General features: G+C 61.4%; 7 protein-coding genes. 6 read left to right on the top strand and 1 reads right to left on the bottom strand.

Going from position 1 to position 14,259, the window contains the following annotated elements; genetic code table 11:
- Nucleotides 1-156: 156 nt before the first annotated feature.
- From IG168_RS03965 to IG168_RS03980, 4 genes are all read left to right on the top strand, one after another.
- Nucleotides 157-2,763, top strand: a complete 2,607-nt coding sequence (locus tag IG168_RS03965; RefSeq protein ID WP_193161939.1) for a glycoside hydrolase family 9 protein — start codon at nt 157-159, stop codon at nt 2,761-2,763.
- Nucleotides 2,764-2,872: 109 nt separating this feature from the next.
- On the top strand, nt 2,873-4,870 hold the full coding sequence (locus tag IG168_RS03970; RefSeq protein WP_193161941.1) for a sialate O-acetylesterase: 1,998 nt from the start codon (nt 2,873-2,875) through the stop codon (nt 4,868-4,870).
- Between the two features lie 97 nt (nt 4,871-4,967).
- Complete coding sequence (locus tag IG168_RS03975; RefSeq protein WP_193161943.1) at nt 4,968-5,945, top strand: aldo/keto reductase; 978 nt, start codon at nt 4,968-4,970, stop codon at nt 5,943-5,945.
- A complete protein-coding gene (locus tag IG168_RS03980; protein ID WP_193161945.1) occupies nt 5,945-7,558 on the top strand; it encodes a GH35 family beta-galactosidase in 1,614 nt (537 codons plus the stop codon). The genes IG168_RS03975 and IG168_RS03980 overlap by 1 nt, the downstream gene beginning before the upstream one ends.
- 93 nt (nt 7,559-7,651) lie before the next feature.
- Here IG168_RS03980 and IG168_RS20900 read toward each other — a convergent pair whose 3' ends face one another.
- The gene (locus IG168_RS20900) at nt 7,652-8,404 is read right to left on the bottom strand and encodes a FadR/GntR family transcriptional regulator (RefSeq protein ID WP_193161947.1); all 753 of its coding nucleotides are present in this window, start codon (nt 8,402-8,404) and stop codon (nt 7,652-7,654) included.
- 300 nt (nt 8,405-8,704) lie between these two features.
- On the opposite strand from IG168_RS20900, the gene IG168_RS03990 reads away from it, so the two are divergent.
- Together IG168_RS03990 and IG168_RS03995 are read left to right on the top strand one after the other, a co-directional pair.
- On the top strand, nt 8,705-11,197 hold the full coding sequence (locus IG168_RS03990; RefSeq protein WP_193161949.1) for a glycoside hydrolase family 95 protein: 2,493 nt from the start codon (nt 8,705-8,707) through the stop codon (nt 11,195-11,197).
- Between the two features lie 66 nt (nt 11,198-11,263).
- Nucleotides 11,264-14,167: a TonB-dependent receptor gene (locus IG168_RS03995; RefSeq protein WP_193161951.1), complete on the top strand. Its 2,904-nt coding sequence runs from the start codon at nt 11,264-11,266 to the stop codon at nt 14,165-14,167.
- Nucleotides 14,168-14,259 lie beyond the last annotated feature (92 nt).

The following is a 14,259-nucleotide window of genomic DNA, read 5'->3' on the forward strand; positions in this document are numbered from 1 at the left end:
CCGCAAATCCCACAGGATGGCGGAAGCGCGCGGAGCCGGCACAGCGGTACCTGCCGGCATCCGCCTCTCTCCCCATTGCAAACCCCGCGGGATCCCGCTGTCACCGGTGAACAGCTGGTGCATTGCCTACACCCGCAGCGATCGATGGAATCCCCAATGCACATCCAACTCACCAATCGCCGCGCAAGCGCCCTGCTCGCGGCGCTGATCTCCTGCGCCACGCTGCCGGCAACCGCACAGCAGCTGGCACTGAACGACAGCGATTATTTCGCCGCCCGCGGCGCCAATGTGCTCGTATTCAGCAACCCGCCCGGTGGAACTTTTAACGATGCCAAGACCAGCGGTGTGGAAATCATCCAGCACGGTGTGCGCGTCGCCACCAATGGAGACGTGCGCCTGCAGCCGACGCCGGAGCAGTGGGACCCACTCGGGGAAATGGTAAAGCGCAACGTGCAGCGGGAGGGCCGGCGCATCGACGTGACAATGCGCTACCGGGACGAGAATTTTTCCTACCGCATCGAGAGCGCCGCCCGGAAAGACGGCATCGCGCTGCGGGTTTACCTGGACAAGCCGCTGCCAGAAAAACTGGCCGGGCGCGCCGGCCTGAACCTGGAATTTCTGCCAGCGGAATACTTTGGCCGCGGCTACCTCGCCGACGGCAACAGCGGACTCTTACCACGCTATCCTGCAGGTCCGATGCGATTGCGCGCAGATGGCGAGAGCGAGCCACAAGCCCTGGCGCGGGGCCGGCAACTGGTTCTGGCTCCGGAGGATCCGCAGCGGCGTATCCGTATTGCCGCCGCCGACGGTACTGCCGACCTGCAGTTGTTCGACGGCCGCAACAAGGCGCAAAACGGCTGGTATGTCGTGCGCAGCCTGCTGCCCGCACACGCCACCGGTAAAGTGGCCGAGTGGTTTATCCACATCAACACCGAGCCCGGCTGGACCCGGGCGCCGGTGATCGAGCATTCACAGCTCGGTTACCACCCCGCGCAACAGAAGCGCGCCCTGATCGAACTGGATCCGCACGACAGCACACGGCCGCAGGCCAGGCTGCTGCAGGTAACTGCCGACGGCAAACTGGAAGAGCGCTTTCACAGCGATGTGCACGACTGGGGCCACTATCTGCGCTACGACTATGCGACGTTTGATTTCAGCAGCATCACTGCGCCGGGCCTCTACGTGATCGAATACGGCGAGCAGCGCAGCGCGCCCTTCCGTATCGCCGACGACATCTATGCCGACAGCTGGCAGCTGACGCTGGACCTGTATTTCCCGGTGCAGATGGACCATATGCGCGTGCGCGAAGCTTACCGGGTCTGGCACGGCGCCTCGCACCTGGACGACGCACTGCAGGCACCGGTGAATTACGAACATTTCGACCTCTACGCCCAGGGGCCACAGACAGAGACCCGCTTCAAGCCGCTGCAACATATTCCCGGTCTCGACACAGGCGGCTGGTATGACGCCGGCGACTACGACATCCGCACCCAGTCCCAGTACGCCACCGTGCGCCAGCTGGTCCATGCCTGGGAAGATTTTGGTATCGACCGCGACAACACGACGGTCAGCCAGGCCAAGCGCTATACGCAGATTCACCTGCCCGACGGCAAATCGGACATTGTGCAGCAGATCGAACACGGCAGCCTGGCGCTACTCGCCCAGTTCCGCGCCGTGGGTCACGCGATTCCCGGTATCGTCGCCGCACACCTGTACCAGTACCCGCACCTGGGTGACGGCTCTACCAAGACCGACAACCTGGTCTACGACCCGCAGCTGGATCCGTTTGCCGGCGAGCGCAAAACCGGAAGTATGTTTGCCGCCGACACCGATGCGCCGCGCCCGGCGCAACGGGTGCTGAACGAGCGCGGCCGCAACAGCGGCGCCTTCGATGACCGCTGGGCCTTTACCAATCGCTCGTCGGCGCTGAACTACGGCTCTGCGGCCGGACTCGCCGCCGCCAGCCGTGCCCTGCGCGGCTACAACGACAAGCTGGCAGCCGAAAGTCTGCACACGGCGCAACAGGTGTGGGATTACGAAAATGCCCACAGCCCTGTGCTTTACCACTACGGCAACACCACCGGTGGCCGCCTGGAGGAAGAGCGTTTGAAGGCGGCGGTGGAGTTGCTGAAATCCACCGGCGAACGGCGCTATGCCGACGCGGTGCGCGCACTGTTGCCGCAGGTGCGCGAAAACTTCGCGTTCAATATTCCCGAACTGCTGCAGGCGATGCCGCAGATGGACGACACCTATCGCAAGCAGATCCGCGCGCTGGCGGAAAAACAGGTGGCGCAGCAGCGCACGATCGACAGCGAAACCCCGTTCGACGTACCCATCACCCGTTTCGGCTGGGCGGGCAACAGCGCCGTGGTCCACAACGCGATCGCCAACTACTACCTGCACCGGGCCTTCCCCGATCTGGTAGATACGGAGCGTGTTTACGCCGGTCTCAACTACCTGTTCGGTACCCGCCCCGGTTCCAGCACCTCGTTTGTCTCCGGTGTCGGCGCCCATTCGCAGACAGTGGCCTATGGCAACAATCGCGCCGACTTCTCGTTTATTCCCGGCGGAGTGGTACCCGGCGTGCTGGTACTGCCACCGGACTTCCCCGAGAACAAGGAAAACTGGCCGTTTTTCTGGGGCCAGAACGAATATGTGATCACTCTGGCAGCGGCCTATCTGTATCTCGCCAATGCCGGCAACGCCTTGCTCGCAGGCGAGCAGGTTTCTGCACACAGTGATCGACTCGAGCGCCGCCGATAGAGCATCGCCCGCAATCGCTTTACTAACAGTGCCTCCCAACACAGTGCGCTGTAACCCTGCCCTCTCTCGCAGCACCGGAGAGGGCCTTTTTTTTACGGGGAACAACACAATGGCAATCTTTCAAAATACACAGTGCCGCATCCTGCGCAGGGCGCTACTGCCGATCCTCGCCGGCCTTCTGTTCTCCGCACCACTGCAGGCCGAAGTGCGGCTTCCGCGACTGGTCGGGGATGGCATGGTGCTGCAGCGCAATACACCGCTGAAAATCTGGGGCTGGGCTGATCCCGGTGAAAAGGTCACATTGCAATTCCGGCAAAAGCGCTACAGCGCAACGGCGGACGCCAAAGGCGACTGGCAGGTTACATTGCCACAACAGGCAACCGGCGGCCCCGACAAAATGGAAATCCGCGGCGAGAACTCTATCCGGCTCAACGATATTCTCGTCGGCGACGTGTGGCTGTGTTCCGGCCAGTCAAACATGGAATACCCCTTGGGGCGAATCATGCCGCCCTATGGCGAACCGCTGCACCTGCAGGACAACCCGCTGATCCGCCAGTTCCTCGTACCGCAGCACTACGATTTCAATACCCCGCAAAAGGATCTCGCCGACGGCAGCTGGAAAACTGCGATCAAGGACAACCTGCCGGAATTCTCCGCCGTGGCCTATTTTTTTGCCGACGAAACCTTCCGGCGGGAAGCGGTACCCATCGGCCTGATCAACGCCAGCCTCGGCGGCTCTCCGGCAGAATCCTGGCTGAGTGAATCCGCACTGAAGAAATTTCCGCAGCTCTACGCGGAATTGCAGCGTTTCAAGGATGCAGCGCTGATCGAAAAAATCCAGCAACAGGATCAGTCGCGCATCCAGGCCTGGTACGACACTGCGGACAAACGTGATCGCGGCAATGCGGAATACCCGTGGAGCAGCGCACAGCTGCAGACCGACGGCTGGCACCAGATGACCGTACCCGGATACTGGGCCGATACAGCCGTCGGCGAACAGCAGGGCGTTGTCTGGTTCCGCAGGACCTTCGACGTACCGGAAGACCTCGCAGGCAAGGCAGGTATTCTCGCTCTCGGCCGCATCGTCGATGCCGACACTACCTTTATCAACGGCACCAAAGTCGGCAACACCACCTATCTCTATCCGCGCCGCCGCTACCCGGTGCCCGAGGGACTGCTGAAAGCCGGTAAAAACACCATCGCCATCCGCGTCACCAATGAGCGCGGCCGCGGCGGTTTCGTGGCCGACAAACCCTACCGCATAACCTTTGCCGCCCCCGACGAACAGCGGAGTATCGACCTGCGCGGCAGCTGGCAATTCAAGGTGGGCGCCAAAATGGAACCGCTTGCCGGTCAGACTTTTGTCCGCTGGAAACCCACCGGCCTCTACAACGGCATGATCCATCCGCTGGAAAATTACGCCATCAAAGGCGCCATCTGGTATCAGGGCGAATCCAACGTGGGACGCGCGGAGGAATACCGCCAGCTGTTCCCGGCGATGATCCGCGACTGGCGCAATCGTCGCGGCAATAACTTTCCCTTTGTCTTCATACAGCTGGCCAATTTTCTCGAACCCAGCACAAAGCCAACCGACAGCGACTGGGCGCGGCTGCGCGAAGCCCAGGCCAGCGCCCTGACGCTGCCGGCAACGACGATGGCCACCGCCATCGATATCGGCGAATGGAACGATATCCACCCGCTGAACAAGCGGGAGGCCGGGCGGCGTTTCGCCCTGGCCGCGCAGACGGTCGCCTACCGCAAAAGCGCGGTTGTCGGCAGCGGGCCGCAATTCAAGTCGCTGGACATCGACGGTGACCAGGTCACCCTGAAATTCGATCATACCGCCGGCGGCCTTGTAGCTCGCGGCGGGCAGTTGCAACGCTTTGCCATCGCCGGAAAAGACCGGCACTTCCACTGGGCCGATGCGCGCATTGAAGGAAACCGCGTGATCCTGCATAGCGATCGGGTAGCGCGGCCGATCGCCGTACGCTACGCATGGGCCGACAATCCCGCCGGCGCCAACCTGTACAACAGCGCAGGTCTGCCGGCGGTGCCCTTCCGCACGGATAGCTGGGGCAAGACCGTACTACAGGTTTCGCGCAATTAGTTTTTACGCATTTTTCCGCGCAAAGTTTCAAGGGCCCGCGTCCAGTGCAAGATGATCGCGACTCGGCTCACCAGACCCGACCAATAGAGGTATTAGTATGCAAACACGCACACTCGGCAAGACCGGCTATAAGGTCAGCGAGATCGGCCTCGGCTGCTGGCAACTCGGTGGAGACTTCGGTCCCCTGGCCGAGGAAACCGCAAAAACCATTCTGGATGCGGCCACAGAAAACCACATCACTTTCTGGGATACCGCCGATGTCTACGGCGGTGGGCTGAGTGAACAGCGTATCGGCTGTTTTGCACAAAAGCCCGCCGGGCTTTATGTCGCCACCAAAGTCGGGCGCTCGCCGTCACTCTTCCCCGACCAGTACAGCAAAAAGGGTGTGCGTGAGAGCCTGCTGGCGTCTGCCGCGCGCCTGGGCGTGGAAACCATTGACCTCGCCCAGCTCCACTGCGTACCGCCGGCCGTACTGCGCGACGGCGAAATATTTGCCTGGCTGGACGACCTGAAAGGCGAAGGGCTGATCCGTCACTACGGCGCCAGCGTGGAAACCATCGACGAAGCTTTTGTGTGCCTGCAACAGCCACAACTGGCGACTCTGCAGATTATTTTCAACCTGTACCGCCAGGATGCGATCGAATCGCTGCTGGATTTAGCGGCGGCAAACAATGTAGGCATCATCGTACGCCTGCCGCTGGCTTCCGGCCTGCTGTCGGGAAAATTCAGCCGCAAAACCCGTTTCGATGTCAGCGACCACCGCCACTATAACCGCGACGGCAAAGCCTTTTCCGTTGGCGAGACCTTCGGCGGAATCCCGTTTGAAAAGGGCGTGGAACTGACCGAGGGCCTGCGCACCCTGTTGCCAGAGGGTTTCGATATGGCCCAGCTCGCCCTGCGCTGGATCCTGGATCACGACGCCGTATCGACAGTAATCGCTGGCGCCTCCAGCCCGGCGCAGATTGACAGCAACGCGGGTGCCGCAGCACTGCCGCGATTGGATAGCGCCCTGCACGACAAGCTCGCAACCTATTACACCCAGCAGGTAAAACCCTTTATTCGCGGAGAAATTTGATGTTTGCCAAGGCCCTGATTCGCGCGCTGCTCGCCGGCAGTCTGCTCGGACTGCTCGCGACACCGGCTGCGGCAATTCCGCAATTGCACCGGGATAACGGCGTTAGCCGGCTGCTGGTCAACGGCAAGCCTTTCCTGATGCTCGGCGGCGAGCTGGGCAACTCCAGTGCATCCAGCCTCGACTACATGGAAGAGATCTGGCCCAAGGCCGGGGTCATGCACCTGAACACACTGCTGGTGCCGATCTACTGGGAATTGATCGAACCCCGGGAAGGTACATTTGATTTCTCTCTGGTGGACGGCCTGATCAAGCGCGCGCGGCGTGAAGACCTGAAACTGGTCTTTCTATGGTTCGGCAGCTGGAAAAACAGCATGTCCACTTACGCGCCCTCGTGGGTCAAACGGGACAGCCAGCGTTTTCCTCGCAGCCGTTCGGTATCCGGTGAAGCGCAGGATATTCTCACCGCTTTCAGCCCCGCCAATCTCAATGCAGATCGCCGCGCCTTCCGCGCACTGCTGCAATTTATCGGCGATGTCGACAGGCGCCGCGAAACGGTACTGATGGTGCAGGTAGAAAACGAAATCGGCATGTTGCCCAGTGCCCGCGACCATCACCCACTGGCAGATGCAGCCTACGCCGGGGAGGTGCCCGACAAACTGATGGCCTATCTGCGCGAACACAAAGCCACACTGCAGCCGGAGCTGCGCGACACCTGGGCGGACAGCAACTTCCGCACATCCGGCAACTGGCGTCAGGTGTTTGGCGACGGTACCGCCGGTGAGGAAATCTTCACCGCCTGGCACTACGCACAATACGCCGACGCCGTGGCCACTGCCGGCAAGGAAGCCTATCCGCTGCCGATGTATGTCAACGCCGCGCTGAACCGTCCCGGCAGGAAACCCGGTGAATACCCCAGCGGCGGGCCACTGCCGCACCTGCTGGATATCTGGAAAGCGGCCGCACCGTCGATCGACCTGCTGTCGCCGGATTTCTACAATCCGCGCTTCCGCTACTGGAACGATCGCTACACCGGCGGGGGCGAAGCACTGTTTATTCCGGAGATGCGCTTCGACAGTGACGTCGGTGCCAAGGCGCTCTTTGCGTTCGGCCACTATAAGGCGCTGGGCTTTTCGCCGTTTTCCGTCGAGACCGGGCGGGCACCGGCGACGGACAACCTGCGCCGCAGTTACGCCCTGCTGAACCAACTGGCACCACAACTCTCCGCCAGCGACAGCGCACACCGCGCCGGCGTCTGGCTCACCCGGGAAAAACCGCAGATGGAATTTTCCCTCGGCGACTACCACTTCACCGCGCGCCACGAGCTCACCCTCGGCTGGTCCGACGGCGCGGACGCGGATAACTGGCCCGAGGCCGGCGCCCTGATAGTACAGACCGGGCCCGAAGACTTTATCGTCGCCGGCACCGGCGTGGTGCTGACATTCGACAGCGACCAGGCGCGTGTGGGTATCGATAAATTGAGCGAAGGGGAATACCGCAACGGCGAGTGGCAAGCGGGTCGATGGCTGAATGGCGACCAGAGCCACCAGGGACGCCACCTGCGCATTCCCGACGGCGAATGGCAGATCCAGAAATTGCGCCTGTATCTCTATTAGTAGCCGAGCGTTGGCCGACAAAGCAGTCGGGCCGGTGGTCGAAAAATAGTAGGGCGCAGTATCGTGCAGTCCATTGCCTCTATGGCGCGGAATTCAGGCGGTACCGGCCATTTCTTCTGCGGGGGCGGGGGCGAGGGCCCGCGCGGCGAGTTCGCTTTCGATCAGGGCCAGCGCCTCGGCCTGCATGGTCGCTGAGGCACTTCGCGCCCCCTCGGTATCTCCTCGGTCGATGGCATCGAACAGTTTGCGGTGATTGGCGTAGCTCGCCGTCTCCACCCCTTTGATCCGATTGGTAAAACGGATACTGACGCGCAGTGCGGTTTCGATAAAACTGCCGAGCTGGATATAAAAAGGGTTGTTGGTCGCGTTGAGGATATTGATATGGAAGGCAATATCCGCTTCCACCGGATCGCTGAAGCCCTCTTCGGCCTCTTTCATGCGCTGTAACGCCAGGCCGATTTCCATCACCTTGCCGATGTCCCGACAGGAAGCCGCCAGCGCGGCGGCATCGTTTTCAATCGCCATTCGCAACTGCAGAAACTCGCGCAGCATTTCCAGCGAGGGACCGGAGCGCAGAATCCAGTCCAGTACATCCGGGTCGAACAGATTCCACTGTTCCCGCTGCTGCACACGAATACCCTGGCGCGGCCGCGAGCTCACCAGCCCCTTTGCCGTCAACATCTTGATCGCCTCGCGGGTAGCGCTGCGGCTGATGCCATACTCCTCGCAGAGGACGGCTTCAGAAGGCAGGCCCTCTCCACAGCGGTAGCGACCACCGGCAATCTCAGCGCCCAGGGTGTGCACGAGCTGTTGGGTGAGGTTGCGCCCGTTGTTCTGTCTGTCCACGACTGTCGATCCTTATAATTTGATAAATATGATAAATGGCCCGACAGCTCCCAGTCATCCCTTTTCGGGGACAGGCCAATCCGTTCAGCGATCTCCCAATCCCGCCCGCTGCAACTCCGCCAGGCACCGGTTTCCGCCGACCACAGCCATTTAGCATATAATTGTTATAAATATTGTAAACGTTTACATTGGGTGGTAACTTGACCCTCAAATAAGGTGGTGCCGATTCCGCACACAGCGGAAATCGAATCAAAAACAACCACCACAACGAATAAATAATCAATAACACCTGATACAGCGATGAACCGAACTGCCGCCAACAAAAGTGCGCGTGTCCCCGGACTGGCTCGTCTGGCGCCGCTGTATTTGTGCGCTGCCCTGGCGTCTGCCGCCTCGGCACAGGCGCCGCAGCAGTTGTGGTTCGATCACCCGGCACAGGACTGGGAGCGCGAAAGCCTGCCCATCGGCAACGGCTCCATGGGCGCAGCCGTCACCGGCGGTGTTGCGACCGACCTGCTGCAATTCAATGAAAAAACCCTGTGGACCGGCGGACCGGGTGCGGAAGGTTACGACTACGGTATTCCAGCTGCGGCGCAGACTGCCGCGTTGACGCATGTGCGCGGGGTACTGCGGCGGGACGGCAGTCTCTCTCCCGAAGAGGCCGCCGCACACCTCGGCCGCAAAACCCGGGCCTACGGTAACTACCAGAGCTTCGGTGCCCTGCGACTCGAATTCCCCCAACCTGAAAAAGTCAGCGACTACCGCCGCGCGCTGGATATCCACAGGGCTCTCGCGGAGGTCAGTTATACCGCCGGCGGCGTGCGCTACCGGCGCGAGTATCTCGCCAGCCACCCGGACGGCGTGATCGCCGTGCACCTGAGTGCTGACCGCCGCGGCAGTATCAGTTTCCAGGCCAGTCTCGATATCCCCGCCAACCGCAGTGCCCACGTCAGTATGGAGGGTGGGCGCATCACCGTTCGCGGCGCCCTGCAGGACAATGGCCTGCGCTACGAGACTCAATTGCAGGTGATTGCCGAGGGCGGCACCGTAATCGAACAGAAAGACGGCAAGCTGCTCATACGCGACGCCGACAGCGCAACCCTGCTGCTGACCGCCGGCACTGATTACGCTGAACGCTATCCGGACTACCGCGGCCGCGATCCGCACGCGCTCCTGCAGACGCGGATGGACAGAGCCAGCGCCAGGGGATACCCGGCTTTACGCGCGGATCACGTTGCCGATTACCAGTCACTGTTCGACCGGGTTGCACTCGACCTGAACGGCAACCGCTGCCGGCAGCCGGAGACGGATGAAAAAATCGATGGCAACAGCAGCGGTAACAGCGACTGCCCGCAAAATCCGCCCATCGATCGCTGGCTCAACGTCTACGGCAAGGGCGACGAAGTTGCCGACCGCCGCCTGGAGGCCCTGTATTTCCAGTACGGGCGCTACCTGCTGATCGCAAGTTCCCGCGCCGGCTCCCTGCCGGCAAACCTGCAGGGCGTGTGGAATCATTCCGCCACACCACCGTGGAATGCCGACTATCACGCGAATATTAATTTGCAGATGAACTACTGGCCGGCAGAAGTCACAAATCTGTCCGAGACCACGGCGCCGCTGTTCGACTTCGTCGACAGTCTGCAGAAACCCGGCGCCCTCGCCGCGCAGAAACTGCTCGGCGCTCGCGGCTGGACACTGTTCCTGAATACCAACCCCTGGGGATTTGCCGGCGTCATCGACTGGCCCACCGCCTTCTGGCAACCGGAAGCCGGTGCCTGGCTAGCGAGCCACTACTACCAGCACTACCTCTTTTCCCTCGACCAGAAATTTCTGCGCGAGCGCGCATATCCTGTCATGAAGGGCGCAGCGCAACTGTGGCTCGATACCCTGGTGACGGACCCGCGCGACGGACGGCTGGTGGTTTCACCCAGTTATTCGCCGGAACAGGGCAACTTTACCGCCGGCGCCGCGATGTCCCAGCAGATTGTCTATGCGCTGCTGCGCGATACCCGCGACGCAGCGCTGCGCCTGGGCGACTCTACTTTTGCCGAGCAGCTCGGCGATACCCTGGAAAAGCTTGACCCTGGTTTGCGCATCGGTTCCTGGGGACAACTGCAGGAATGGAAGGAAGACCTGGACGATCCGCACAATCACCACCGCCACGTCTCGCACCTGTTCGCCCTCTACCCCGACGACCGCATCAATTCCGATGCCCCGGAACTACTCGACGCCGCACGCACCTCCCTCGAGGCGCGCGGCGATGCCGGCACCGGCTGGAGCCGCGCGTGGAAAATCAGCCTGTGGGCACGCCTGCACGACGGCAGCCACGCCCACAGCATCCTCGCCGCGCAGCTGCGCGACAGCACTCTGCCCAACCTGTGGAGCAGTCATCCGCCCTTCCAGATAGACGGTAACTTTGGCGCGACGGCCGCTGTCGCTGAGATGCTGTTGCAGTCCCAGAACGGCGTAGTGCGGCTTTTGCCGGCACTCCCGCGGGTGTGGCGCGACGGCACCGTCACCGGCCTGCGCGCTCGCGGTGACATTACCGTGGACATGCACTGGCGCGACGGACAGCTGCTCAGTGCGCGCCTCCACACCGGCAGCGACGGAGAGGTGCACCTGCAATTACCGGCGGCGGGCAACTACATTTTGCGCCGCGCGTCGGATAAAAAAATTCTCAACCTGCGCGAAAAAAGCCGATCCCTGTTCTTTACCGCGCAGGCAAGGGAAAACTATCTCCTGACCAGAGACAATTCTGCAGTTCTGGAAAAAGCCGAGGTCGCGCGGAGATAAAAATACAGCGGTAACCCTGAGGATCTTTGGGATAAATTGACCAAATAAAAATGATGGGAGAAGAAGATGAGAAATAGAGAGAGACGAGTTTTTACCAGAAAAAGGCTGCCCCACTATATTCGCGTCGCCTCGGGCATTTCCCTGATGGCCATGGGCGCTGCAATGCCTGCCCTCGCCCAGGAAGAAGAGCAGCAGACCGACAATACAACCCTCGAGGAAGTCAGTGTCACTGGCCAGCGTGCCAGTATCCTCTCCGCGCAGTCGATCAAACGGGATGCGACAACCATTGTCGATTCCATCGTCGCCTCGGATATCGGCAAATTGCCGGACCGCAGTATTTCCGAGGCGCTGCAACGTGTACCCGGTGTGACCGTTTCCCGCTACGACAACATGAGCGATCCGGAACACTTTGCCGGTGAAGGCGCCGGCGTAGCGGTGCGCGGCCTGAGCCAGGTGCGCGCCGAACTGAACGGCCGCGATATCTTCTCCGCCAGCGGCGGCCGCAGTCTCAGTTTCGACGACGTACCGGCAGAACTGATGGGCGGCGTCGACACCTACAAGAGCCCGTCCGCGGATATGATCGAGGGCGGTCTCGGCGGTACCGTAAACCTGCGCACGCGCATGCCGTTCGATAGCCAGGAACAGCTGATCAGCTTCACCGCCAAGGCCAATTACGGCGATATGATCGGCGAGGCCAACGGCGAGTACTCGGGCCTTTACAGCGATCGCTGGGACACCAGCATCGGCGAAATAGGCCTGCTGGTAGATGTCTCCTCCTCGGATCTTTCCAGCCGTGCCGACAACGTCTACACCCGCGCCTACTTCGCCCGCGACGATATCGAAGACGGCAAGACCGTCTACGTGCCCCGCGGTGTCGACTGGCGCCGCAACGACTATCAGCGCGAGCGCAATGGCCAGTACCTGGCCCTGCAGTGGGCGCCCAATGACGATATCGAGGCCTTCGCCACAGCCTTCCGCTCCGAGCACAAGCAGCGCTGGGACGAGGCCGGCTTCTTCACCGATACCGGCGGCGGCCTGGGCCTGTTCCTGCCCACCAAGGGTGCGGATGACTGGACTTACAACAGCAATGGCGTGATGACCTCCGGTACCCTCACCACCGCCCAGGGCAACGGCGTACCTTTCGGTACCAGTACCCGCTACTCTGAAAATAATTCGGTCACCAGCGACTTCTCCGCCGGTTTCGAATGGCAGGCCACCGACCGCCTGGCAATCAAGAGTGATTTTCAGTATGTGAAGTCCACTTCGACCACCGAGGACTACACCCTGGGTCTGGTCACCTACCCGGACGCCCTGTCGGTCTCCGACCTGGGCGGCACGCCGTCCATTTATGTGGATGACAGCTTCCTCACCGATTACACCAACTACAGCTACGGCCAGATGCAGTCACTGCCTTCGGACAACGAAGCGGAGTCCAAGGCGCTGCGCGTCGACGCCAAGTACGACTTCATCGATAGTTTGGTGACCTCGGTGCAGGCCGGTGCGCGCTTCAGCGACAAGTCCACCGACAACCGCGAGAGTTCCAGCTGGGCGGCGCGCTACCAGCCGTGGCAGCTGGGCTGGCTGTTCCCCACCGCAGCGGACGTCCCCACCATCAGCGATCCGTCTGACCTGGTGAATTTCTCCTATGGCGACTTCCAGCGCGGCGATGTCAACGTGCCGGGGATGGCCTACGTGATCGACCCGTCACTGCTGCAAAACTTCCGTGCCGCCACCGACCGTATCACCGCCAATACTCCCAACGGCTGCTGCGGCCTGGACTGGGACAATGCCCTGAACCTGGGCCTGGCGGACAACATCAACACCCAGGATGAGTCCACCCAGGCCGCCTACGTGCGCGTGAATTTCGCCATGGACGACCTGGCGATGCCCATCGACGGTAATATCGGCGTGCGCTATGTCCGCACCGACAATACCGCCCACGGTCAACTGCGCTTCCCGACATTTACGGTGCCCGGAACCAGTGAAGAGCCCTACTACCAGCCGGATACTCCCTACGATGCGGACAATAGCTACGACAATGTACTGCCGAGCCTGAACCTGCGCCTGCATGCCAGCGACAACCTGATCGTGCGTTTCGCCGCTTCCCAGGCGATCTGGCGCCCTGCCTTTACCGACATGAAGGCGCTGATGAGTATTTCCGCCAACTGGAAAGACGGCGTGACTCCGCCGACGGATGCCACCGGTTTTGATCCGAGCATGCTGTACTTCTCGCTCACTTCTGACGGCAACCCCTACCTGGAGCCGATGAAGGCCAACCAGTTCGACCTGTCCGCCGAATACTACTTCGACGACCAGGGCGGCATGGCCCACGTGGCACTGTTCCGCAAGGATGTATCGGACTTCTTCCGCACCGCCACCGGCACCGCTACCGTCGATGGCTTCGACGTGGTCACCAGCCGTACGGAAAATGTCGGCAGTGCCGATATCAACGGTGCGGAGATCGGCGTTACCAAGTTCTTCGACTTCCTGCCGGCACCCTGGGACGGCCTCGGCGTACAGGCCAACTACACCTACATCGACAGCAGTACCGATGTGCCGGACGAGGTGAGCCCGGTCAATACCGATGGCTCCAGCTACAGCAATCTGCCGTTCGAGGGCCTGTCGAAAGACAGCTACAACCTGGTGGGCATGTACGAGAAGGACCGCTTCTATGCGCGCCTGGCCTGGAACTGGCGCAGCAAGTACTTGGTCGCCGTCGGCCCCAACGGCTGGAACGGTACCGACAACGACATCACCTGGCGCCTGCCGGTGTACAACGATGACTACGGGCAGCTGGATTTGTCCCTCGGTTACGACATTAACGAAAAGGTTTCCGTCAATTTCGAGGCGGCCAACCTGACCCAGGAAAACACCGAGGGCCTGATCGACCAGGGCAAGATGGGCATGCTGCACGCCTACACCTATTCGCAGGACGTGCGTTATGCCGCCAGCGTCAGGGTGACTTTCTAACCCAGTCAGGTTGGGCACGAATTCCGGAGTTTACGGATAGTGCCCACGTGCGCTTGAGGGGCTCGCAAGAGCCCCATTTTTCCAGGATGTAC

It is taken from the genome of Microbulbifer hainanensis (genome assembly GCF_014904735.1).
In the GTDB taxonomy this organism is placed as follows: domain Bacteria; phylum Pseudomonadota; class Gammaproteobacteria; order Pseudomonadales; family Cellvibrionaceae; genus Microbulbifer; species Microbulbifer hainanensis.